General features: G+C 56.6%; 22 protein-coding genes, 1 tRNA gene and 1 riboswitch. Of the genes, 16 read left to right on the top strand and 7 right to left on the bottom strand.

Going from position 1 to position 24,170, the window contains the following annotated elements; translation table 11 throughout:
* Positions 1-203 (top strand): helix-turn-helix domain-containing protein (locus tag AACS24_RS08830; protein ID WP_258223159.1); only part of this gene is annotated, 203 nt, incomplete at its 5' end.
* 38 nt (positions 204-241) lie between these two features.
* On the opposite strand, the gene AACS24_RS08835 is transcribed toward AACS24_RS08830, so the two are convergent.
* On the bottom strand, positions 242-1,018 hold the full coding sequence (locus AACS24_RS08835; protein ID WP_108573190.1) for a substrate-binding periplasmic protein: 777 nt from the start codon (positions 1,016-1,018) through the stop codon (positions 242-244).
* 138 nt (positions 1,019-1,156) lie between these two features.
* A complete protein-coding gene (locus AACS24_RS08840; protein WP_108573192.1) occupies positions 1,157-2,470 on the bottom strand; it encodes a hypothetical protein in 1,314 nt (437 codons plus the stop codon).
* Between the two features lie 223 nt (positions 2,471-2,693).
* Here AACS24_RS08840 and AACS24_RS08845 point away from each other — a divergent pair, with 223 nt between their 5' ends.
* The 4 genes from AACS24_RS08845 to AACS24_RS08860 all read left to right on the top strand — a co-directional run bounded on the left by AACS24_RS08845 (position 2,694) and on the right by AACS24_RS08860 (position 5,306).
* Entirely contained in the window at positions 2,694-3,020 is a 327-nt protein-coding gene (locus tag AACS24_RS08845; RefSeq protein ID WP_108573194.1) for a DUF1496 domain-containing protein, read from the top strand.
* Positions 3,021-3,328: 308 nt separating this feature from the next.
* Positions 3,329-3,844: a GrpB family protein gene (locus tag AACS24_RS08850; RefSeq protein WP_108573196.1), complete on the top strand. Its 516-nt coding sequence runs from the start codon at positions 3,329-3,331 to the stop codon at positions 3,842-3,844.
* A 105-nt stretch (positions 3,845-3,949) separates the two neighbouring features.
* The gene (locus AACS24_RS08855; RefSeq protein WP_108573198.1) at positions 3,950-4,447 is read left to right on the top strand and encodes a GNAT family N-acetyltransferase; all 498 of its coding nucleotides are present in this window, start codon (positions 3,950-3,952) and stop codon (positions 4,445-4,447) included.
* Between the two features lie 4 nt (positions 4,448-4,451).
* Complete coding sequence (locus AACS24_RS08860) at positions 4,452-5,306, top strand: AraC family transcriptional regulator (protein WP_108573200.1); 855 nt, start codon at positions 4,452-4,454, stop codon at positions 5,304-5,306.
* Positions 5,307-5,380: 74 nt separating this feature from the next.
* On the opposite strand, the gene AACS24_RS08865 is transcribed toward AACS24_RS08860, so the two are convergent.
* Positions 5,381-5,968, bottom strand: a complete 588-nt coding sequence (locus AACS24_RS08865) for a superinfection exclusion B family protein (RefSeq protein ID WP_041210085.1) — start codon at positions 5,966-5,968, stop codon at positions 5,381-5,383.
* A gap of 172 nt (positions 5,969-6,140) precedes the next feature.
* A riboswitch (yybP-ykoY riboswitch) is annotated at positions 6,141-6,248 on the top strand.
* Between the two features lie 87 nt (positions 6,249-6,335).
* Here AACS24_RS08865 and AACS24_RS08870 point away from each other — a divergent pair.
* The gene (locus AACS24_RS08870) at positions 6,336-7,322 is read left to right on the top strand and encodes a sodium:calcium antiporter (RefSeq protein WP_181364356.1); all 987 of its coding nucleotides are present in this window, start codon (positions 6,336-6,338) and stop codon (positions 7,320-7,322) included.
* Positions 7,323-7,392: 70 nt separating this feature from the next.
* Here the strand turns inward: AACS24_RS08870 and AACS24_RS08875 are convergent, their stop codons facing one another.
* From AACS24_RS08875 to pepA, 3 genes are all read right to left on the bottom strand, one after another.
* Positions 7,393-10,245: a valine--tRNA ligase gene (locus AACS24_RS08875; protein ID WP_108573204.1), complete on the bottom strand. Its 2,853-nt coding sequence runs from the start codon at positions 10,243-10,245 to the stop codon at positions 7,393-7,395.
* 65 nt (positions 10,246-10,310) lie between these two features.
* Positions 10,311-10,766 carry a DNA polymerase III subunit chi gene (locus AACS24_RS08880; RefSeq protein WP_108573206.1) on the bottom strand — a complete coding sequence of 152 codons (456 nt, stop codon included), beginning with the start codon at positions 10,764-10,766 and terminating at the stop codon, positions 10,311-10,313.
* Between the two features lie 175 nt (positions 10,767-10,941).
* Entirely contained in the window at positions 10,942-12,450 is a 1,509-nt protein-coding gene (gene pepA, locus AACS24_RS08885; protein ID WP_108573207.1) for a leucyl aminopeptidase, read from the bottom strand.
* A gap of 172 nt (positions 12,451-12,622) precedes the next feature.
* On the opposite strand from pepA, the gene lptF reads away from it, so the two are divergent.
* Together lptF and lptG are read left to right on the top strand one after the other, a co-directional pair.
* Entirely contained in the window at positions 12,623-13,735 is a 1,113-nt protein-coding gene (lptF, locus tag AACS24_RS08890; RefSeq protein WP_033115498.1) for an LPS export ABC transporter permease LptF, read from the top strand.
* Between the two features lie 25 nt (positions 13,736-13,760).
* A complete protein-coding gene (gene lptG / locus AACS24_RS08895; protein WP_033115497.1) occupies positions 13,761-14,831 on the top strand; it encodes an LPS export ABC transporter permease LptG in 1,071 nt (356 codons plus the stop codon).
* A 60-nt stretch (positions 14,832-14,891) separates the two neighbouring features.
* On the opposite strand, the gene AACS24_RS08900 is transcribed toward lptG, so the two are convergent.
* A complete protein-coding gene (locus AACS24_RS08900; RefSeq protein WP_181364357.1) occupies positions 14,892-15,425 on the bottom strand; it encodes an RDD family protein in 534 nt (177 codons plus the stop codon).
* Between the two features lie 143 nt (positions 15,426-15,568).
* Here AACS24_RS08900 and AACS24_RS08905 point away from each other — a divergent pair.
* The 8 genes from AACS24_RS08905 to AACS24_RS08940 all read left to right on the top strand — a co-directional run.
* Positions 15,569-15,654: transfer RNA gene (locus AACS24_RS08905), tRNA-Leu, on the top strand.
* A 112-nt stretch (positions 15,655-15,766) separates the two neighbouring features.
* Positions 15,767-16,786: a tyrosine-type recombinase/integrase gene (locus AACS24_RS08910; protein ID WP_108573209.1), complete on the top strand. Its 1,020-nt coding sequence runs from the start codon at positions 15,767-15,769 to the stop codon at positions 16,784-16,786.
* 98 nt (positions 16,787-16,884) lie between these two features.
* Positions 16,885-17,895, top strand: coding sequence for a hypothetical protein (locus AACS24_RS08915; RefSeq protein WP_108573211.1), 1,011 nt, complete (start codon positions 16,885-16,887; stop codon positions 17,893-17,895).
* 126 nt (positions 17,896-18,021) lie between these two features.
* Positions 18,022-18,267: a hypothetical protein gene (locus AACS24_RS08920; protein WP_108573213.1), complete on the top strand. Its 246-nt coding sequence runs from the start codon at positions 18,022-18,024 to the stop codon at positions 18,265-18,267.
* Between the two features lie 504 nt (positions 18,268-18,771).
* Positions 18,772-20,283 carry a helicase RepA family protein gene (locus AACS24_RS08925; RefSeq protein ID WP_108573216.1) on the top strand — a complete coding sequence of 504 codons (1,512 nt, stop codon included), beginning with the start codon at positions 18,772-18,774 and terminating at the stop codon, positions 20,281-20,283.
* 339 nt (positions 20,284-20,622) lie between these two features.
* A complete protein-coding gene (locus AACS24_RS08930; RefSeq protein ID WP_108573218.1) occupies positions 20,623-21,117 on the top strand; it encodes a hypothetical protein in 495 nt (164 codons plus the stop codon).
* A 613-nt stretch (positions 21,118-21,730) separates the two neighbouring features.
* The gene (locus AACS24_RS08935) at positions 21,731-23,707 is read left to right on the top strand and encodes a type I restriction-modification system subunit M (protein ID WP_108573220.1); all 1,977 of its coding nucleotides are present in this window, start codon (positions 21,731-21,733) and stop codon (positions 23,705-23,707) included.
* Positions 23,704-24,170: hypothetical protein (locus AACS24_RS08940; RefSeq protein ID WP_219927764.1), on the top strand; the 467-nt coding region annotated here is incomplete at its 3' end. The genes AACS24_RS08935 and AACS24_RS08940, both read left to right, overlap by 4 nt.

Here is a 24,170-nt window from a genome sequence, read left to right on the forward strand (position 1 = left end):
GCGAGCGTCAGGTGGCGGGATTGCTGTTGCAGGGGCTGGATACCGAGGCCATTGCCGGTGCGCTCGGCATCGGCAGCGGTACGGTGAAGAATCACCGCAAGCACCTCTACGCCAAGTTGCACTTGCGCTCGCGGGCCGAGTTGTTCCGCTTTTTCCTCAATCACCTCATTACGGCGCCGGTGTCTGTCAGCGAAGGGGGGTAACAGGAAATAAAGAGCCCGCCAGGTGGCGGGCTGCAGGGCTATTCGATGTGGGTAGGCTGGTTGTCGGCGCTGTGCGGGGGGTTAAGGTGTTCATAGCGGGCGATCAGCCGCTTGAACTCGTCCCCCTGCCTGACCTTGTCGAGCGCCTGCTGGATTCTGGCCACCTCGTTTTTGTCGGCTTGCGGGTTGAAGGCAAAGCAGTTGTCCTGCTCTTCCAGTACCGCCACGGTAACGAAATCATCGGGTTTGAAGCCCAGCTCTTGCAACTGGTGAAACAGCATCACCTCGTTGCCGGCCACCAGATCGGTACGGGCCATGATGAGCTGGCGCACCACCTGATCCATCCGTTCCACTGACATCAGATTGAGCGGGCTGACTCCCCGGTTGAGCAGCAGCTGCTCACCTACATCTGCCTGCATCACCCCGATCTGCAGCTTGGCGAGATCCGCCTTGCCGGTCACTTTGGGGGCATCCTTCTTGCGGCCGATCAGCGCCACCCGGGAGTAGCTGATGGGGCAGACCCAGAGAAAGTGGGGATCCCGCTCTTTGGTGTGAGCCGTGGTGAAAAGAACCGCCTCCGGCTGCTGGGTCAGCAGATACCAGCCCCGTGCCCAGGGCAGAAAATGGATCGGCTGAACAGGTTCGCCCAGCTCGCGCCAGATGAGACGAAGGAGTTCGACAGCCATCCCCACTGGTTGGCCATTTTTGTCCTGCCCGTTGAGAGGCATGTTCTGCTCCGAGTAGTAGATAAAGGCATGGGCAGGGAGCGCGACAAGCAGGGCAAAACCGAGCAGAGCAGAGAGCAGACGACGCATGACACACTCCTTGTGCGGATAAGACCGTGATTAACTAACAGTCTATGTGGCCTTTGCCACAACTTCATGATCAGATTGCACGATATTGCCACCCGGTATGGCGGAAAGTAACAGGCCACCTTGCGGTGGCCTGTGGCATTACTTGAGCAGGGCTTCCATCTCGGCTTCTGCCTTGGCGCGGGCTTTGGCCTCTGCCTCTTTGGCGGCATCGGCTACGCTCTCGCCCGCCGTATGGCTGGCGGCACTCACCTGCTGCGTGGCGGTAGCAGCTGCGCTGCTGACCGCCTGTTTGACGGGCTCCTTGGCGGCCTTGGTTGCTGCTGGTGCTGTGGTCGCGACAGAGCTGCTGAGGGCCTCCACGGCGGCCTTGGTTGCTGCTGGTGCTGCGGTCGCGACAGCGCTGCTGACTGCCTGTTTGGCGGGTTCAACGGCGGCCTTGGTTGCTGCCGGTGCTGCGGTCGCGACTGCGTTGCTGACTGCCTGTTTGGCGGGTTCAACGGCGGCCTTGGTTGCTGCTGGTGCCGCGGTCGCGACTGCGTTGCTGACGGCCTGTTTGACGGGTTCAACGGCGGCCTTGGTTGCTGCTGGTGCCGCGGTCGCGACAGCGCTGCTGACCGCCTGTTTGGCGGGCTCGACAGCGGCTTTGGTGGCTGCTGGTGCTGTGGTGGCCGCTGTACTGCTCGCAGCCTGACTGGTTTGGGCTAGCGCAGCTTTGGTTTCCTGAACGGTCGCGGTGGTGCTGGCGACAGCTTGTTTGGCCGGAGCGACCGCGGTCGTGGCACTCTTGGCTGCACCGGTTACGCCAGTGGTAGCGGCCTGGGTGGCTTGTCCGGTCAGCTTGCTGGTGGTGCCGCTGATCGCCTGCGTGGCGCTATTGGTCAGGGAGTCGGTGACGCTGCGGGTGGCGTTGCCGATCGCATTGCCCAGCGAGAAGGGGGCGGCGGCACTCGAGCTGGCACTGTTACCCGTCAGCACGTTGCCGGTGGTGGCAAGGGGGGCGGCCGCAGCCTGCCAGCTCTGCATGGCGGTTGGCCAGACCGGAGTGGTGCCCGCCAGATTCTCGCCAAAGGTCTGGGTGGTGCCATCCCCTTTTTGCAGCAGCACGGACATCTGGTTGGTCTGCGAGTTCCAGACCATACCCGCCTGTTTGGCGATGTCGGGCACCGGGGCATACTCGGAGAGCACGTAGAAGAGCGGCCCCTCCTGCTGCAGCTTGTTGGCAGTCTTGAGCAGCTGCATGGTGGTGTCGTAGTTGGGGCCAAGGATGGCAGTCATCCGATCCTTGACGAGAGGCTGTTCGAACAGGTTCGCCTCATTGGGATCGAAGCCGACCAGTGGCTTGAGCAGGGCCCACATCAACTGGCTGGTGGGGCTCATCATCAGCAGAGGGGCAACACAGGCGGACAACATCAGGCTCAGGCAGGCCGCCTTGAGCAACGGCATGATACGCATTGGGATAATATCCAAATAACGATTTGATAAATAAGGTTATATTTTGTCTTGAACGGACAAATTCACCGGAATTTGACGGCTGACGACAAGAGAGAGTCAGCGGGCGCAGGCAGGCTACCATATTGGTTCCGGAATACCAGTCGGCCTTGCATTTGCCGGTAAAGTAAACACGCTGTATGGTCGCTCCCTATTGGCTGAGCTCACCGAAGTAAAGGAATAGTCCATGAAAAATCGAGTTCTTTGGCTGCTGGCATCCTGCTGGTTGTTACCCGTTCATGCAGCTACTGATACCAAGGTTGCTGGCGAGGGGAGCAGTACCCAGCTGGTATTGCCGCTCGGCTCCCTGCCGGAGCGGGTCTGCTGGTTTCAGGATCAGAAGTACTCGCAGGGTGCCCGTATTCTGCAGGGGGATATCTGGCTGGAGTGTGGCCCGCAGAACGATCTGGAGAGCAATGGCCCGCTGGTCTGGCGTTCGGCGGCGACCGTATTGCCGGCAACCCGTGGCGATCAGCAACAAAAGCAACAAAAAACGATTTCGGTTGGTCAGTGACCCTTTTCTTGATCCAGCTAAAGACAAGGGCGTGATCCCTGTCGCATAATGCTGCTCCTTCTTCTCATGGCTGGAACCTAAGAAATGGCTCGTCGCTCTTCCAATGCACAACGTCGTCGCAGTAGCTGGTGGTACAAACGCCTGTTGGCAAGGGAGCGGCAAGAGCGCGAAGCGCGTTCTGTCCGTGATTGATACAGAAGTGAAAAACGGAGCCTCGGCTCCGTTTTTGTTATGTGTTGCCGTCAAATCCAGCCAGTTTGCCACATTGCCAATGGCTTGATGCCACGTATCCCCAAGGAGCAGATGCCGTGAAAGTCGAAGTCGTTTCCTACCGTCCCCAATGGCCAGCCCTCTTCCAGACAGAAGCAGAACAACTGCGCAACCTGCTGGATGACTGTCTGCTCGCAGTGCACCATATCGGCAGCACCTCGGTCAGCGGACTGGCGGCCAAGCCCATCATAGATATCCTGCTGGAGGTCTCCTCGCTGGAGCGGCTAGACCTGCAAAACGGTCTGTTGGAAGTAATGGGGTATGAAGCGATGGGGGAGTGCGGCATCTCGCGGCGTCGCTATTTTCGCAAAGGGGGTGATGAGAGGACGCACCAGATCCATGCCTTCTTGCAGGGGGATCCCCATGTCGTTCGTCATCTGGCCTTTCGTGATTATCTCAGGGCTCATCCTGCCATCTGCCGGGAGTATGCCGCCCTGAAAGAGACGGTTGCAGCGCAGTGTGAGAACCGGATCGAGCGCTATTGCGAGGGCAAGAACGACTTTGTGAAAGAGCACGAGGCGAAAGCGCTGAGCTGGCTGGCCAGCAGGCGATAAAAAACTGGTGTCGTACCTCAGCCACGGCCCGGCGAATAAGTGGGCTTGGGGGATGTGCAAATCAGCCGGATATTGCATGATTGACGTTTCGAGAAGGAGCCTCATATGCCGATTACCATCCGTCATGCCGAACCCGCCGATGCCCCCGCCTTGCGGGATCTTCACGCCATGCCCAATGCCCAGGCGGGCACCTTGCAACTGCCCTATCCCGCGCTGGGTGTGTGGCAACAGCGGCTGGAGCAGAGCGGTGCGGTAGCGCTTGTTGCCGAGGTAGAGGGGCTGCTGGTGGGCCAGATAGTATTGCATGTGGAGCCCAATCCCAGACGCAAGCATGTGGCCGGGATTGGCATGGGAGTGCGGGATGACTGGGCCGGCAAGGGGGTTGGCTCTGCCCTGATGGCCGCGGCGCTGGATCTGGCCGATAACTGGCTCAACCTGCATCGGATTGAGTTGACGGTTTTCGTCGATAACGAAGCGGCGCTGGCGCTCTATCGCAAGTTCGGCTTTGTGGAAGAGGGGCGGGCTTGTGACTATGCCTTCCGCCAGGGGCGCTATGTGGATGTGTTCTATATGGCCAGAGTCGCGGGGGGCGCCAGTCGCTAACGGCATGGTCGATTATCAGGCCAGATTGCGCCCGGTGATCCGGGCGTTGGAGCAGAATCCCGAGCTCTGTCTCAGCGAGGCGGCCAGTCTTGCCTCACTCTCCAGCTATCACTTTCATCGGGTCTTTACCGCCGTCACCGGTGAAACCCCGGCCGAGATGCAGCGCCGCTTGCGGTTGGAGCGGGCTGCTCGTTCCCTCTGCTACAGTCGCGACCCGATCACCGAGATTGCCTTCTCGGCCGGTTTTGCCAGCTCACAGGCCTTTGCCAAGGCGTTTCGCAAGCAGTTTGCCATGGCGCCGGGGATGTTGCGCCGCCAGCCGTCACTCTTGCAACTGAGCAAGAATGGACACGCGGCTGCCCGGGTCTCTGATTATGCTGAAGGCCGTTCCAGTGAAAGGAGGCTACAGATGAAAACCGAACAGATGGCAGCACGCACTCTGGCCTATATCCGGGTCACCGGCCCTTACGGCACAGGCTATGAGCCGGTGTGCGACCAGCTCTATCAATGGGCTGCCGGGCTGGGGCTGGCCGAAGGGGAGTGGATCTTCATCTACCACGACAACCCCGAAGTGACGGCTCCTCAGCAGTGTCGCACCGATATCTGCGTCACCGTGCCGGCGGGCACCAAGGGAAGTGGCAATGTGGAGATCCAGCTGCTGGCGGGCGGCCGCTATGGCCTGTCACGCATGACGGTCACCGATCCGGCCCAGTACCCCGCACTCTGGCAGCAGCATATTGGCGAGGTGGTGGCGGCAGGTTGGGAATTTGACGATCGCCCCTGCTTCGAGCTCTATCACAGCTTCGATCCGGTGACCAAGGTCGCCGATGTGAGCTTCTGCTCCAGCCTGAAGGGCTAGCCTGGAGCCTGCGGGATCATGCAGAGACGAGAGAGCCGGACAGTGTCCGGCTCTTTTTATATCGGTCGGCGTGATTAGCGCTGCAGGCTCTTCTGGGCGAACTTGGGTCTGGCATTCATGATCTGCTCCACCTGCTCGTCGCTCATCTTGCCACGCGACAGCCCCAGCACCTTGTAGGTGAGCAGCGGTCGGGCGGGCAGGGCGATCATCAGGGCGCGGATCTGGTTCTCGTCCTCTTTCTCGCGCGTCGGTTTGCCGTAGGCATAGGTGAGGACGCCGGCATCCATCAGGTTTTTGACGGCGGGCTCGGTGATCGGCAAGTTTATGACGCTTTTACGCTGCAGCACGAACTCGCGCAGCACCGCTTTCTCGTTGAAATCAAGGAAGCTGATCATCTGGGCTAGTTGATCCTGCTGGCGGCGAGCCTGCCACTCGTCACAGGCCCACTCCCAGGCGATCAGGAAGCCCTGACTGCAGAAGTAGGAGATGGCGATCAGCATGCCGACTCCCAGCCAAGCCGCGTGGGTCGTGGCCCACTGGCTGACGGCACCCTTCATCAGTCCGGCCGGAAACAGCAAAATGATGCTGCAACAGAGCAACAACCAGACCATCATCCAGTTGAGGCGGTTCAGTTGATAGAAATGTTGGATCCACCGTTTCATTGTTCATCCTTCCCAAACTGTTGTGGATAGTGAACTACCTACAGCAATCGGTGTGCCAACAGCGCAATGGCGGCGGGGAGGGGACGCTGGAGAGGTTACATTCCCTTACAACTTATTGAATGAGTTGTTATTAATTTGCCTTGTGAGGCGGCGGTCGAGTTGGTAAAACGTCACCTCAGTCATTGGGGAGTAGCAACCCGCCCGCATTCCGGGCCGGGCCCATGTCAACACTCTTGGATCCTCGCATCCATGGCATGGGCGGCGATAGGCACTATCGCTCTGCAAGACCTTTGGCCTCGATATGCACGTCAGCCGGGCGAGCCATGTCGGGTCCATCGGTTATTCTGCTCGCCTGGCGGTATCTATTATGCTGATTACCCTGCTGTTATTTCTCGTCTCTGCGGTCACCATCTACCTTGCCTGCGAATACTTCGTCAACGGTATCGAGTGGACCGGCCACCACTTCAAACTCTCGCAAAGCGCTACCGGTTCGCTGCTGGCGGCACTGGGTACGGCCCTGCCCGAGTGCATCGTGACCCTCACCGCCCTGCTGATGGGCAACACGACCGCCCAGCAGGAGATCGGCATCGGTGCCGCCCTCGGCGGGCCGCTGGTACTGGCGACCATCGGCTATGCTGCGGTCGGTGTTACCCTGCTGCTTTGCATGGGGCGTACCGAACGGGCCATCGACGGTGAGGTGCAGCGCGAGATTGGCCGGGATCAGCGCTGGTTTATCGGCATCTTTCTGGTGGCGACCGCGGTGGGGCTGGTCGCCTTTACCGGCAAGAGCTGGCTGGCCCCGCTTTTTGTGCTGGTCTACCTCGTCTATGTAAGGCGCGAGCTGAAACAGAGTGACAGCCACGAGGTCGAGCTGCCGGAGCCCCTCAAGCTGGCTCCAAATGCCGGGATCCCACCCCTTGGCAAGGTGTTGTTGCAGACACTGGCGGCACTGGTGGTGGTGGCGCTGGCGGCCCAGCTGTTTGTTCATCAGCTGGAGAGCATGGGCGAGCTGTTTGGTCTCTCGCCGGTGCTGGCGGCCCTGCTGCTGAGCCCGGTGGCGACCGAGATGCCGGAGCTGATGAACGTGCTGATCTGGGTGCGACAGGGCAAGAACCGGCTGGCGCTGGCCAATATCTCCGGGGCCATGATGATCCAAGGCACCATCCCCAAAGCGTTCTGTCTGCTCTTTACCCCCTGGCTGCTGGATGGCGCCATGATGGCCTCCTCGCTGGTGACGCTGCTGGCGGTAGGGTTGCTCTGGTGGGGGTTCAGAAAGGGGGCCATGACCGCCGGGCGGTTGGCGCTGGTCGGCCTGCTCTATCTCGGCTTCTGCGGCTGGCTGTTGGTGAGTTGAAACGGGAAGCGCGGATATGAAAAAGCCCCCTTGGGTCAGGGGGCTTTGCTGTAGCGGTTGGTCGCGACGCTTACAGCGCGGCGATCTCGGCCTGCTGGGCTTCCAGCTTGGTCAGCTGGAGACGGTAATCTTCCAGCTTCTCGCGCTCTTTGGCGATGACAGCTTCCGGCGCCTTGGCAACGAAAGCTTCGTTGCCGAGTTTGCCTTCGATGCGGCCGCACTCACCCACCAGACGGGCAACCTCTTTGGCCAGTCGGGCCAGTTCGGCGTCCTTGTCGATGAGACCGGCCATCGGGATCATCAGCTCGGTAGCACCAATCAGCTTCTTCACTGACAGGGGGGCCACTTCACCGTCCGCCAGTACGCGGATGGACTCCAGACGGGCCAGGGACTTGAGGAAGGCCTCGTTGTCACCGGCGCGCTGGCTATCCTTGGCATCGCACTGGAGCAGCACGTTCAGGGCCACGCTCGGGGCCACGTTCATCTCGGCGCGGATGTTGCGGATACCGACGATAAACTCCTTCACCCACTCCTGATCCGCCATGGCGGCTTCGTCCACCTTGGCGGCGTCGAACTCGGGGAAGGCCTGAATCATGATGGTGTCGGCGTGTACGCCAGCCAGCGGAGCGACCGATTTCCAGATGGTCTCGGTGATGAACGGGATGATCGGGTGCGCCAGACGCAGCAGGCTTTCCAGCACGGTCACGAGCGTATGGCGGGCAGCGCGCTGCTCGGCCTCGGAACCCTTGCCCAGCACCGGCTTGGTCAGCTCCAGATACCAGTCACAGAACTGGTTCCAGATAAATTCGTACAGCACGCCCGCGGCGATATCGAAGCGATAGGTATCGAGGGCGGTGCGGAAGTCACGGATGGCCACTTGCAGCTGGGACTGGATCCAGCGATCCGCCAGACTGAACGCCATTTCGCCACCGGCAAAACCACAATCCTGATCTTCGGTGTTCATCAGCACATAGCGGGAGGCGTTCCACAACTTGTTGCAGAAGTTGTTGTAACCATCCAGGCGCTTCATGTCCCAGTTGATGTCACGACCGGTAGAGGCCAGTGCCGCCAGCGTGAAGCGCAGGGCGTCGGTACCGTGAGCCTCGATCCCTTCCGGGAACTGCTTGGCGGTACGCTTGCCGATCTTCTCGGCCATCTGCGGCTGCATCATGTTGCCGGTGCGCTTCTCCAGCAGGTCTTCCAGCGAGATACCGTCGATCATGTCGAGCGGGTCCAGCACGTTGCCCTTGGACTTGGACATCTTCTGGCCCTCTTCGTCACGGATCAGGCCGGTGATGTAGACGGTCTTGAACGGGACTTGCGGCTGGCCGTTTTCGTCCTTGATGAAGTGCATGGTCATCATGATCATCCGGGCAATCCAGAAGAAGATGATGTCGAAGCCGCTCATCAGCACGTCGGTCGGGTGGAAGGTCTTGAGTGCTTCGGTGTTGTTCGGCCAGCCCAGGGTGGAGAAGGTCCACAGGGCGGAGCTGAACCAGGTGTCGAGCACGTCTTCGTCCTGGCGCAGGGTGGTCACGGACGGGATGCTGTGCTTGGCACGCACTTCCGCCTCGTCACGGCCCACGTAGACATTGCCAGCGTCGTCATACCATGCCGGGATGCGGTGACCCCACCACAGCTGACGGGAGACGCACCAGTCCTGAATGTCGCGCATCCAGGAGAAGTACATGTTTTCGTACTGTTTCGGCACGAACTGGATACGGCCATCCTCCACCGCTTCGATGGCGGTCTTGGCCATCGGCGCCACGCGCACGTACCACTGGTCGGTCAGCATCGGCTCGATGGGCACGCCACCGCGATCGCCGTAAGGCTGTTGCAGCACGTGATCCTTGATCTCGTCCAGCAGACCCAGCTCTTCGAGCTTGGCCAGAATCGCTTTACGGGCGGCGAAGCGCTCCAGACCGGCGAACTCGGCCGGCAGGGCGGCGTCGTAGGCGGTGCAGGGGTTGCCGTTGGTGTCGACCACTTCGGCCTCGGCACGCACGTGGGCGTCCAGGGTGAAGATGTTGATCATCGGCAGGCTGTGGCGCTTGCCCACTTCGTTATCGTTGAAGTCGTGAGCCGGGGTGATCTTCACGCAACCTGTGCCCTTCTCCATGTCGGCGTGTTCATCGGCGACGATGGGGATCAGACGGTTCACCAGCGGCAGCAGGATGTGCTGGCCGATCAGCGCCTTGTAGCGCGGGTCTTCCGGGTTCACGGCCACAGCGGTATCGCCCAGCATGGTCTCCGGACGGGTGGTGGCGACGATCAGGTAATCTTTGCCTTCGGCAGTCTTGGCGCCGTTGGCCAGCGGATAGCGCAGGTGCCACATGTGGCCCTTGATCTCGCGGTTTTCCACTTCCAGATCGGAGATGGCGGTGTTGAGTTTCGGATCCCAGTTCACCAGACGCTTGCCGCGGTACATCAGGCCATCTTCGTAAAGACGGACAAACACTTCCTGCACGGCGGCGGAGAGACCCTCATCCATGGTGAAGCGCTCGCGCTCCCAATCCACGGAGTCGCCCAGACGGCGCATCTGGCGGGTGATGGTGCCACCGGACTCTTCCTTCCACTGCCAAATCTTGTTGATGAAGGCATCACGGCCGTAATCGTGGCGAGTTTTGCCCTCTTCTGCCGCGATCTTGCGCTCAACTACCATCTGGGTGGCGATACCGGCGTGGTCAGTACCTGCCTGCCACAGGGTGTTCTTGCCCTGCATGCGGTTGTAGCGGATCAGGGTATCCATCAGGGTCTGCTGGAAGGCGTGACCCATGTGCAGGCTGCCGGTGACGTTCGGCGGCGGGATCATGATGCAGAAGGAGTCTTTGCTGGTATCGCCGTGGGGCTTGAAGTAGCCCTGAGCTTCCCAGTGCTGGTAGAGCGCCTGTTCGATGGCGTTGTGATTAAAAGTCTTTTCCATGGTCTCGCCGTAATCTGGATGGATGGATTCTGGTGTTGATTCGTCGTGGATCACAGGCAGCGCAGTCAGGGCTGCGCCGGATCCGGTGCGGCAAGGACGGGCTGATCCCTCATCTCGAGGGCATGGCCTGCCTGGCGATAGTGCTTGTAGCGCTCGCGGGCTTGCTGCTTTTGTGTTTCGTCAGTGGGGACAAAATCTACCACTTGAGCGAAGTGTCCTGCAAACAAAGGTGTCTGTTTGGCCAGATTGATGAGGCGGGCGTAGCGCCGGCGTGGCGGCTGGTGGCCGATCTCCACCGGCGCCTGACCGCTTTCGCCCTGCAGCTGGTGCGGCACGAAGCGCTCTGGCGGCAGCTGCCACAGCAGTTCGTCGAGGCGCAGAGCCTGAGCCTCATCGTCGCAGAACAGGTAGATATGGCCCGCCCCCCACGATTCGGCCGCAAGGGTGCAGGCCAGTCGCTCGACCGCAGAGGCCTGCGCGTCATCCTGTTCGCTCATCAGGTAAAAGGTCACTTGGCTCATCAGGTTGATCCCGTGTTGCAGTGACGGACTATTGACCGCCTCATGAGGCTTGCGGGGTGTTTCTCCGCTCGCAACTCACTGATTCAAGAATGAAACAAGGAAGAGGAGGGCCTCTTCCTTGTGATTCAGGGTAACGCCAACCCCGTTGATGCACGCATCAGACAGGGTGGGAGAGTTACTCTTTCTCTTCGATATCCACGCCAGCCCGGTTCAGCAGGAACTGGGTCAGCAGGGGCACCGGACGACCGGTGGAGCCTTTATCCTTGCCACTCTTCCAGGCGGTCCCGGCGATATCCAGGTGGGCCCAGTTGTACTTCTTGGTGAAGCGTGACAGGAAGGCGGCCGCAGTGATGGTACCTGCCGGACGACCGCCGATGTTGGCCATGTCGGCGAACGGGCTGTCGATCTGCTCCTGATACTCGTCGAACAGCGGCAGACGCCATGCGCGATCACCCGCCTGCTCGGAGGCGTTGAGCAGCTCGTGGGCCAGCGGGTTGTGGTTGGCCAGCAGACCCGAGGTGTGGTGACCCAGCGCGATGACGCAGGCACCGGTCAGGGTCGCCACGTCGATCACGGTATCCGGCTCGAAACGATCCACATAGGTGAGGGCATCGCACAGCACCAGACGGCCTTCCGCATCGGTGTTGAGCACTTCGATGGTCTGGCCGGACATTGAGGTGAGGATGTCACCCGGACGATAGGCGTTGCCACCCGGCATGTTCTCGCAACCTGCCAACACGCCGACCACGTTGATCGGCAATTGCAACAGGGCCAGCGCATGCATGGTACCGAGTACGGAGGCGGCGCCACCCATGTCGTACTTCATCTCGTCCATCCCTTCGGAGGGCTTGATGGAGATGCCGCCGGAGTCAAAGGTCAGACCCTTGCCGACCAGCACGATGGGCTTGGCGTCCGGATGACCCTTGTATTCGATGATGGCCATCATGGCTTCGTTGTCGGAGCCGCGAGCCACCGCCAGATAGGAGTTCATGCCAAGCTCGGCCATCTCCTGCTCGCCCACCACCTTGGTGGTGATGTTGTCGTAAGCATCGGCCAGACGACGGGCCTGAGAGGCGAGATAGGCCGGATTGCAGACGTTGGGCGGCATGTTCGCCACGTCGCGGCAGACCCGCACACCCTTGGCCACGGCCAGACCGTGAGCGATGGCTTTTTCACCAATGGTCAGTTCCCGACGCGTCGGCACGTTGAATACCAGCTTGCGCAGCGGGCGACGTGGCTCGGCCTTGTTGGTCTTGAACTGATCAAAGCTGTAGAGGCCCGCCTTGGTGGTTTCTACCGCCTGGCGCACCTTCCAATAGGTATCCCGACCCTTGACGTGCAGCTCGGTCAGGAAGCAGACCGCTTCCATGGAGCCGGTTTCGTTCAGGGTGGTGATGGTCTTGTTGATGATCTGCTTGTACTGGCGTTCGTCGAGTTCCCGCTCCTTGCCGCATCCGACCAGCAGTACGCGCTCGCTGAGCACGCCCGGTACTTGATGCAGCAGCAGCATCTGGCCTGGTTTCCCTTCCAGGTCGCCACGGCGCAGCAGCGAACTGATATAGCCATCGCTGATCTTGTCCAGTTGTTCGGCAACCGGAGAGAGGCGACGAGGCTCAAATACGCCGACTACGACGCAGGCGCTCCGTTGCTTCTCTGGACTGCCACTCTTTACACTGAACTCCATGGAATCTCCTACATCCTAAAGACAAAAGGCACCTTTTATTGAATAATGCGGTGCTTGTTGGGGTATCAGAGGCGGAGCGAACAGCCACTGGCTCCGCAGTTTAAACTGGTAAAAATCCAATATACGGCCCTATTTTTCAGGCATTCGACTAAAAACACAAGTTTACTTGGGAATGACTGTGATCGTTTTCCGATATTTGTTCAGGGAAACCCTGAAAACCCAGCTGGCAGTGTTATTCGTGTTGCTGCTTATCTTTGTCAGCCAGCAATTTATCCAGATTATTGGCGACGCTGCCGAGGGCGAGGTGCCGACACGTCTGGTCTCCACCCTGCTGCTGCTCAACCTGCCCAACATGGCGCTGTTGATGCTGCCAATCAGCCTGTTTTTGGCCATCTTGTTCGCTCACGGGCGCCTCTATGCCGAAAGCGAGATGACGGTGATGCATGCGGTGGGTTTCAGCCACCGTTTCGTGATGCGCAATGCCATGTTTCTGGCGCTGCTGACAGCCGCTGTCGCCGCCTTCAATACCGGCTGGATCGCCCCGCAGGCGAAGGAGCGCGAGTATCAGGTGATCGACGAGTTCAAGGCTGACCCCGGTATCTCCTTCCTGCAGGCCGGTCGCTTCATGGAGCTCGACAAGGGGCGTCTGGTTGCCTACATCCAGGATTTGAATGATAACGGCTCCAAACTGCACAAAATCTTCGTGCTGCAGCGACCCGAAGGGAACAATCCTCCCTCTGTGGTGGTGGCATCCGAAGGGGTGGTGACGGTTGATGCCAACGGTTTGCAGTGGCTGACCCTGACCGATGGTTCCCGCTACGAGGGCAACTTCTCCGGCAAGCAGTTCCAGGTCTCCGATTTTCGCGAGTACGGCCTGATCATTCGCCAGCAGGAGATGGAGCGCTCCAACCGGAAGGCGGCAGCCAAACCGACCATGGAACTGTTCGGCACCCAGGACAACTCCATGATGGCGGAGCTGCAGTGGCGCCTCTCGTTGCCGCTTTCCATTCCGGTGCTGACCCTGCTGGTGGTACCGCTGGCGCGGGTCAATCCCCGTCAGGGCCGTTATGCCAAGTTGCTACCGGCCATCATGCTCTATCTCTCTTACTTCCTGCTGCTCAGTGCCGCCCGCTCGGCCATCGACAGCGGCCGGTTACCCTACTGGCCAGGGATGTTCCTGGTTCCGCTCGGTTACCTGCTTTTCATCGGTCTGCCCCTCAACCTGCAGGGCACCAGCTGGTGGAATGGGGTGAAAGGGCGTTATTTCAACAGAAAATCAGCATGATGCTGCAACATAGGAACTTCTGCTGATGTTTGGCATTCTCGACAGATATATCGGCCGGGTCATCTTTATGTCGATCCTGCTGTGTGAGATCACGCTGGTTGGCCTTGCGGGCCTGATCAAGTACGTGGAGCAGCTGCGCTCGGTCGGTGAGGGCAACTACGACATGATCAATGCTCTCTACTATGTGCTGCTCTCCATGCCGAAAGAGGCGGTCCTCTTCTTCCCGCTGGCTGCTCTGTTGGGCGGTCTGATCGGTCTGGGTCAGCTGGCGACCAGCTCCGAGCTGGTGGTGATGCAGGCGGCGGGCCGCTCCAAGATCAGTATCGTGATGGCGGCGCTCAAGACGGCGATCCCGCTGATGATTCTGGTGTTGCTGATGGGGGAGTATGTGGCCCCCGTTGCCAAGCGGATGGCGGATGATATTCGTGCCGGCGCCATCTCCGAAGGGCGGTTGACCGTCTCCGCCTACGGTGTGTGGGCTCGCGATGGCAACAACTTCGTCAATATCAACGGGGTGCGCAACGATGGCGCGCTGACCGGTATCACCCTCTACCGCTTTACCCCCGAGCGCAAGATGATCGATGTGGTTCAGGCGCAGGAGGGGACGTTTGAACAGCACCACTGGCTGCTCAAGCAGGTACAGGTCACCCGCTTTGATGATCCGACCCGGGTGCAGAGCGAACAGCATGCGCAGATGGAGTGGAGCTCCGAACTGACGCCCAAGCAGCTTGGGGTGGTGAGTATCGATCCGGAGAACCTCTCGATCTCCGGCCTGCGCGACTACATCGGCTATCTGGACGCCAACAAGCAGGATGCCGGCCGCTACAAGCTGGAGATGTGGCGCAAGTTGCTGGCCCCCCTCTCGGTGGTGGCCATGATCCTGCTGGCCTCCTCGTTTATCTTTGGCCCGCTGCGCTCGGTGAGCATGGGGGCGCGGATGCTGATGGGGATCATGACCGGCTTCGCCGTCTATGTGAGTGATCGGGTTTTTGGCCCTGTTACTCTGGTCTACTCGGTTCCTCCGATCCTGGCGGCGATTGCCCCCAGTCTGCTTTTTGGCGGCATATCGCTTTATATCCTCGGCCGCAAACAGTAGCGGTTCTGGAATGAAAAAGGGCACCTTTCGGTGCCCTTTTTCATTCTTGTCGAGCAAGGCTTACTTGTTCAGCAGTTCCAGATTTTCCTGTTTGCTCAATACCACGACCTGGCACTCTGCCCAGATATCCTGGAAAGCACGCGGTTCCTTGCGGTTGAAGAGACACATCAGATTGCCAAGGCCGAAGGCGGCAGTGGCGAGCCGGATCAGCGCCTGAGTGATGCGGATATTGCTGCCATCTTCGTTCTGGATGCGCAGCCGCCAGGCCCGCATGCCGATGGTTTGGCCGGCACGAGTCCAGAACCAGGTGTAGAAACCGCAGATGACAAAGGCGAGCCACAGGGTATAGATCAGGCTCAGGGGATGGCGGGTCAGCAACCAGACGGTATCTTCACCCGCCGGCACGCTGGCCATGCCGGTGACCAGCAGCAGCTTGGCGACGCCCATGCCGATAAAACCGGCAATGACGAGCAGCGAAGTGACGACCAGATAGTCGTAGATCAGGGCTCCCAGCCGACGCAGCAGACCTGCTGACAGGTGTTGCACTGCCGCAGGCTTGGAGGGGGTTTGTTGGACTTTTTTATGCTTGGCCATCGTTTTTATTCCATTAAAAGGATGGCGGCATTCTATGTAACTGATCCGGTATCGGCAAGGCGTTGAATAAATGAACAAACAGGAGTGTTCAATCGAAAAACACCTTGCATGGCATCCAGCCATTCGTATAATCCCTCGCAGTTGCCCGGGTGGCGAAATCGGTAGACGCAGCGGATTCAAAATCCGCCGGTGAATAACCGTGTCGGTTCGAGTCCGACCCCGGGCACCATTCTTTTCCCTGTTTGGTCAACAGGTTACAGCGCTCAAGAGCGCTCCTGATCAAAGTTTCTGCGGTTGATAACTCTCATTCATGTGCAAATATGTGCAAGAGGTTTCAGCCAATGGCAAGCATCCAAGTTCTCACTCGAAAAATCGGCAAGTCCTATCGCGTTCAGTTCATGCGTAACGGCAACCGCGTATCCAAAGTTTTTACCCGCAAAAAAGACGCAGAGCAGTTCCTGGCTCAGATCACTGTATCCGAAGAACTGGCTGATGCCTTAACCAACGTCACCCTCACAAGTACCACCATTCAACAAGCTATTCATGAGTACCTTGAACAGCACAAGGGACGGGACAAGTCTGTACCTCAGCGTTTGGGCTGGTGGGCTGAGCATCTCGGCGACAAGACGTTGAACAAGGTAAATCGCCAGCGGATCAAGAACGCCATCTCGATTCTGGAGGCAGAGGGGAAAGCTCCTGCGACCCTGAACCGCTACAAAGCCGCGTTGTCAGCAGTCTTTGCCTACATGTGCGATCGCTATGACCTCAAAGTGAACCCTTGCCTGGAAGTGAAACAGAAGCGGGAAGACAATGCTCGCACACGCTTTTTGTCGGCAGATGAACTGGCTCGATTGATGAAGGCCACCAAGTCGAGCAAGTGGGAGCGACTTCATATGCTGGTTCATATGGCGTTGACCACTGGAGCACGGAGAGGCGAGCTGATCGGCCTCAAATGGTCAGACATCAATTTCAACACGCGAACTGCTCACTTGGCGGTTACCAAGAATGGTAGTCAGAGGGTTCTGTCTCTAACTAGTGATTTGCTTACTGAGCTCTCCCAGTTTCGTGAGATTGGTGCCAGCTTTGTTTTCCCTCACCCTTCTGGCCTTAATCGACCGTTTAACGAGTTTGACTACCACTGGCAGGCTGCGAAGAAAGCTGCGTTGCTCTCTGATTTCCATTTTCACGACCTTCGACATAGCTGTGCCAGCTTGTTGGCGATGAATGGTGCCAGCATTCTGGAGATCGCAGAGGTGTTAGGCCATAAGTCGATCACCATGACCCAACGATATTCCCATCTGTGCAATGCCCACAAAGCCAAGCTCACTGATCGGGTATTTGGTAATCTCATGGGGGTTTAAGCAATTAGGCTGTGCAGCCTGGATGTATTGAACATGTTACCCTGAGCCCCTCGCACCTATGGATGCGGGGGGCTTTTGTTTGTCTGGGGATGTAGTAGATGAGTGATCAATATGTAAGCAGTGATTTTCTTGATGGAATTGTTGTGTGGCAAAAAGCCCCACATGACGAGCCTATCATTGTTGATGGGGAGGAAGGTATGCCGTATTTCTCACCTGATGGCCACTGCATGTTAGCCATTCTCAAAGAGGGGCAGTTTATTGATTCAATATCAATTGATATCACAACTCAAAAAGTAACATCCAATGATGATACATCCCAAAAGGACATGCACGGTTTAGGGGATTGGGGAAATCATACCCCTCGCCTAGTTGTGAACAAATCGGTCGTTATGCGAGCTATGCGCTATAGAGCAAAACTGAGACAAATAGGGTGGACAGATAATCGCCTACACTTCGAATTTTCTCAGGTAGCAAATACTATTGGTGCCTCCAAAGAGACTGCTCCAATTGCTGCAATGATAAGTGCTCGGAATTTTGTGTCGAAGTTCAAAAATGATATTCCGATGTTAGCAATTACTGCTTATGAGTGCTTCAAGACATTTGGTCCAAGAAAGTGGTTTAGAAAGAGGGTCATGGACAAAATGAAGGACAACGGAGAAGAGGACGTCGCAGCTTCTGTAATGAGGTTAGCTTTGCACATTGGATTGCTGAACCCGTGTTTAGGTGAGTATTGGGAAAAAGGATATACCCGACAGGGGATGCGAAACCATAAACAGCCACCATCCGCATTGGAGATTACCTTGGAGTCTCTTTTGGAGCGGTTGGCCCATATAGAGGCCCAAGAAGACTACCATGATGATTATGATGAATGGTTTGGTGATGATATCGCGGCCTTAGAGAAGGCAATTGCACTCGTCCAACAAGATATTGAGTTCGACAAGTTGATGAAGCGGCGCCAAGTAGATGCGGTGCAAGCGGTGAAGGCTCACCTCACAGAGATGGGATTACCATGTAATAAAAATAATATGGAGGAGGAATGGGCTCAGTTTGTAGCTGCAGCCTGGGGGGTCATACCTTCACAAGTCATCAGTGCGGCTAATAAGATATAAAATAAAAAGTCAAGAACAGAAGTGCGCTGACTTCTGTTCTAAAAGAAAACTTATCAAATCGCGTTAAATACTCCCTGACCAAACCGCAGAACACCAAGAGCAACAGGAAAAGGAGTATTAAACAGTATGCAAGACCTCAACCTCATCTCAATCAGCCAAGATCTGAATAACTGGCTGCCCGTGACCGAAATCCCCAAGCACTACCCCCAATTTAACTATCCCACGTTGAAGGCTATGTTTTGGAAGCGAGCAGAGAAGCCCGGCTTAGAACGTTGCTGCCGAATTGTCGGCAAGCGGATGTTTGTGAATACCAAACTCTTCGGCTTGTGGATGGCTGGTGGACTGCCTGAACAACACCCGACGGATGATTAAACCGCAGGGAATCCATCTGTTATCGGATATAGGTAAACATGGTGTGCAAACCCATGGGGAAAACATGAAAAAAAGCCCTTACCTGCGACAGTAAGGGCATTTCGGATTACTCGCTGGCTCTGACAGTTTGCAGACCAAGGAGCCAGTGAGTGTGAGGTAATTTTAACATGAAAGTTCACTTATCAATCCATAAAGGTCATCAAGGCTTGCTGGCCGAGATCCACGCTCTCTCTTCTGATTCGGAGGGCAAGCGATGATCTATTTTGCATGGGCCGCTGATAGCCAGGCTGAAACCTTCTATGGACCACTCAATCCCAGAACCGGTAAACGCTCCCGTGTCGGAGTATTGAGTGCCTTCACCAGCCGAAAAGCGAGAGCCGCTTTTATAGCGCAATGCAAAGGATCCGCTGCGGTTGTAACTCGTCCTTATGCTCGCCAAATGAAGGCAGGCTTAAAGGACCGGGCGTTCAATGAGCTGGTAGCCGTTCTGGTTGGGGGTGAGCGATGAACGCACAGCCCCACCAAATAGCGCGAATTCCCTATATTGCAGCGAACATTCAGGTTGCTGGTTCACCCATACATGGTTCGGTGACATTCAGAGATCTCACAGATCAAAGGACGATTGTGATTTATACGGGCTCTCATGCGCCGTCTCATGGGGGGCAGAGGGAGGTTTTACAGCGAGCCCTCAATCATGCGATTACCGCTGATAATCCCGTAGATCCTGATGAACAACCGGTGGTGAGTCTTTATGTATCACCCACCCAGCTTGATGAGGGTGGGAAGCTATATCGGATGGTTGACCGAGACGCGACGGAAAAGGTGATTGTGCATATCTGTGGTCAGCTTCATGTAAACAAACAGCTCCGCTTAATTGATGAGCTATTGAAACAAGCTCCTGGTGCAGATCTCTATCTTGGCCATCCTGATCGGAATGCTGAACCATGGGCGCTTGTGAATATCCACCAGCAATTCGAATCCCAGAAGAGATTGCAAACCAATCTTTCTCTTTCGATTGGCTTCAGCGGCTATGACCACCAACAAAGCTACCTAATCAAAGGGTTGTTGCCCGCGTCTAGCATGTGCAGCATCTATGGTCCCAGCGGTAGCTTTAAGAGCTTTACTGCTGTTTCAATTGCTTGCCATATAAGCACCGGTCTGGCTTGGGATGGTAGGCCAGTCCAAAAAGGTGCAGTGCTTTACATTGTGGGTGAAGGTGGGGTCGGTGTACCTCGTCGTATTAAGGCGTGGGCTGATGAGTATCACGAGCAGCAAGACGTTCCCAATTTATATCGTGTTAACCAGCCAGTGTTTATGGCAGATGGTGCTCAAGTCAATGAGTTGCGGTTAGCAGCCATCCAGATCAAAGCGGATACAGGGTTGCCTGTCAGGCTGATTGTGGTCGATACAGTGGCTCGCTGCTTTGGTGGTGGCGATGAAAATCGTGCTGCTGATATGGGGGCGTTTATTGCCGGTTGTGATCGTATTAAGGCGGAAACCGGGGCCACTATTTTGCTGATACACCACACCGGCAAGAATGAAGAAAATGGGGCTAGGGGGAGTAGCGCATTCAGAGCGGCATTAGATGCCGAGTATCTGCTGAAACGTGAAAACAAGGAGGACGCATCCATCATTCTGACATGTACCAAGATGAAGGATGATGAAGAACCCGCTCTACGGGCTCATGATCTTAAACAACGGGTTATTGGTTCAGATGCAGACGGTGATGATGTCACCAGTATGGTGCTGGTGGATACAAGCCGAGAGCCCATAGAATCTGATGAACTGGGTAACGTATCCAACGTGACTGCGAACCACAAAGCAATGTTTGGAGCTATTCGTCAGCTTTGTAATGCCAATGGGGGTAAGACTACTTGGCTGCGGGTGATCGATCATATGAAGGCCGCAAATACGGATGACAGCAGGAACCGTACTCGCCATAGAAACAAGTTGATTGCAGACCGCCTAATTGAGCAAGAGGGCGACGTTATCTGGTTAGTAAAATCAGGTGACTAACCAGTAAAAAGTGAAGGCTGGGTGAGGAGCATGAGGCGGGGGCTCTTTATCCTCACTTTTTTTCTATAGGCAGAAAAAGTGACGATATACGTCCATGTTCGCCTGCATGTCCGCGTCAATACAGGCTTTGCTGCATCCTCACTGGGTAACGCTAACGTCCACTGGTGAGGTGTGCCAGTAAGTGAGGATTGATTGAGGGGGATGAGGTGTAACCAAAGCAAAATGATACCGAATGCCGCAGCCGACCATGGGGCATTTCAGCATTGTGATTAGGCGAGTCATCTGAGTGACGAGGAAGAATGTTCTTGCCCTGCACGCCACAACTTGGAGGAAAGGCGAGTGTTCGCGGAGATTAACAAGATGTTCGCCAAAGAGATGGCGGAAGAGGAAAAGCAGCGGCTAAAGGAGCAAAAACGAGCAGAGCGCCAACGCAAGCAGCTAGAACGATTGTGCAAGCCAGCACCAGGAGTTGAAGACATTTTTCGGTATCGTAATGCCTGGGCTCGGAATGTCGGACAGTCTAACCGTCGATTGATGGAACGAGCAGAGCGAGACCATGCCATAGCCAAGCTGGGGCCGATCAATCACTTGGCTGCTCTTGTCGTTGCAATGGAGTGGCATCCGCACCATGCCTATATTCTGGTCGTCGCAACAGACCCCGGCGTGACCTGTGAGGAGCTGACTGATTTCTACAACCTGAGTCATTCAAATCACAGGATGGTGTTCCGTCGCTTGAACACAGTGTTGAAGCAGTTGGGTTGGCGTTTCGCCGCATACCCTAGGGGCGCACCAAATGAGCCATGGGGTTGGGAGTTGGAAATCATCCCGGAGTGATCATTCCTAAAATGATCACTTTTTGTGTTACAGGCGATCATTATTGCCCTGTGTGGGCATTGGGTTGGCATAAACCAATAAGAATGCGGGATGCAGCCTTACTTACGTTCCAAAATACGATAAAACGATCGCTTTTGGTAGAGTGGTTCTGATGCAAAAGCAGGATCGCTTACTCGCGTCACAAACCTTGGTAACACATAGTAAAATAAAGGTTTTTATTAAAAGTGATCGTTTTGCATAACGATCCTTTTTCTCTGTTCTCGGCGATCGCTTTTCTGGCTAGCCAGGATCGTTTTCTGTGGTCACCAGTCTCCTCATTCACCGCAAGCCCAGTCCTGGCAAGGGATTGCTGGTAGGGGCTTGCGCACACGCCTCTTCGACCGCCCCCGAAAAATGAAAACCCCTTTGTCCTGTTACGAGAGATCATTTGCAGATCACCCTTGAGTTTCGCTGTATCGAAAGCGGAGGATTGATGGCGGTGAGGGAGCAAGGGAGGTATTGGTTCATCAAACTGCCTGGCTCACGAAAACACCATGCCTCCTGTGGTAAACTGCCCGCATTTCCGTTTGGTCCTGAATATGCCTCGGCAGTTCCCCGTATTTTGAGAATTCCAATGACCACCAATATCTCTTCCCTGGCTAGCCTGATCTGGTCGGTTGCCGACCTGCTTCGCGGTGATTTCAAACAGTCCCAGTATGGTCGCATCATCCTGCCCTTTACCGTACTGCGTCGTCTTGAGTGTGTGCTGGCACCGAGCAAGGCCCAGGTGCTGGCCATGGTGGATACCACCAAAGCCATGCCAGAACTGGCCAAAGAGAAGCTGCTGCTCAATGCTAGCGGCCACGCCTTCTACAACAGTTCTCCGCTGGAACTGGCCAAGCTGGGTGAAACCCATGTGGGTGATAACCTGGATGCCTACGTACGGGCCTTCTCCAAGGATGCTCGTGAGATCTTCGAGCACTTCAACTTCGATGCCAGCATCAACCTGCTGGAAGATGCCGACCTGCTCTACAAGGTGGTTCGCTCCTTTGCCAACGTGGATCTCTCCCCGGAAGCGGTAGACAACTACCACATGGGTCTGGTGTTTGAAGAGCTGATCCGCCGCTTTGCGGAAAGCTCCAACGAAACCGCCGGTGAACACTTTACCCCTCGCGATATCGTGCGGCTCACCACCTCCCTGGTGTTTGCCGGTGATGACGAGGCACTCGGCAAGCCGGGCATTGTGCGTTCCATCTATGACCCCACCGCGGGGACTGGTGGCTTTCTCTCGTGTGGCATGGAGTATCTGTACGAGCTGAATCCCGCTGCACGGTTGGCCACCTTCGGCCAGGAGCTCAACCCCGAGTCCTACGCCATCTGTAAGGCCGACATGCTGATCAAGGGGCAGGAGATCAGCAACATCAAGCTGGGCAATACCCTCTCTGATGACCAGTTGCCCTACAAGACCTTTGATTACTGCCTCTCTAACCCGCCATTCGGGGTGGATTGGAAAAAGGTTGAAAAGCAGGTGCGGGATGAAGCGACCAAGCTGGGTTTTAACGGTCGCTTTGGTCCCGGCTTGCCACGGGTATCTGACGGCTCCTTGCTATTCTTGATGCACCTCATCGCCAAGATGCAGCAACCCTCGGCTGAGTGTGCGGGCTCCAAGATCGGGATTATCCTCAACGGCTCACCGCTCTTTACCGGTGGGGCGGGCAGTGGCGAGAGCGAGATCCGTCGTTATATCCTCGAGCACGACCTGCTGGATGCGCTGGTGGCCTTGCCCACCGATATGTTCTACAACACCGGCATCGCTACCTATATCTGGGTGCTCTCCAACCACAAACCGGCCGAGCGTAAGGGCAAAGTGCTGCTGATCAACGCCAGCGATATGCACAGCCCGATGCGTAAATCGCTGGGGTCCAAGCGCAAACAGCTGAGCGACGAGGCGTTAAGCGAGATCGTCAGCCTCTATAGTCGCTACGAAGAGAGCCCGATCGCCAAAATCTTCCCGACCACCGCCTTTGGCTATCGCCGTCTGACCATCGAGCGGCCGCTGAAACTGGCGTTCTACCCGCAGGATGCCGAACGTCTTGCCAGCCTTACTGCCGATAAAGGGTGGGCCAAGCTCGATGGCTCCCTGCAGTCCGCCATCCTGACTGCCTTGAGCCAGTTCCTAGAAGCCAAGTTGCTCTCCCGCGACAAGTTCAAAAAGCAGCTGACCAAGCTGCTGGGGGAGGTCAAGCTGCCAGCCCCAGCCTTTAAGCTGCTGGTGAACCATCTGGCTGAGCAGGATGACGCCGCCGAAGTGTGTAAAAGCAAAGGCGAGCCGGAAGCCAACCCTGATCTGCGGGATAACGAGAATGTGCCGTTGGAGGAGGACATTGATGAGTATCTCAAGCGAGAGGTACTGCCCCATGTGCCAGATGCCTGGGTTGACACCAGCAAAACCGATCCGCTCGATGGCCAGATTGGCATCGTTGGCTACGAGATCCCTTTTAACCGCCACTTCTACCAGTACCAGCCACCCCGCGAGCTGGCAGCTATCGACGCCGAGCTGGACGCGGTAGCCAAGGAGATTATGCAACTGCTGGCGGAGGTGCATTCATGAGTAAGCTGGAACAGCAGCAGCTGGTGGGGAAATATAGAAATTACTCTACCTATAGTAATTCAGGAGTCGATTGGGTGGGGGAAATGCCTGCTGTTTGGACTCTAAAACGGGTTAAACACATGTTCACCATTCGGAAGCGCATTGCTGGTGAGCTGGGATATGACATTCTGTCTGTTACCCAACGTGGAATAGTGGTAAAGGATATCGAAAGTGGGGAAGGACAACTTTCGATGGATTACTCAAAATACCAGCGAGTAAAGCTTGGTGATTTTGCTATGAACCACATGGACCTATTAACTGGTTACGTGGATATTTCAGATTATGATGGAGTTACTAGCCCAGATTACCGAGTGTTTACGTTAGATAATACTGACTATTCCGCTAAATATTTTTTATATATATTCCAAATGGGATATCAGCTGAGATTATTCTTCCATATGGGGCAAGGAGCATCTCACTTGGG

Origin of the sequence: Aeromonas sp. HMWF016 (assembly GCF_963878195.1) — a bacterium.
GTDB classification, from domain to species: Bacteria; Pseudomonadota; Gammaproteobacteria; order Enterobacterales; family Aeromonadaceae; genus Aeromonas; species Aeromonas lacus.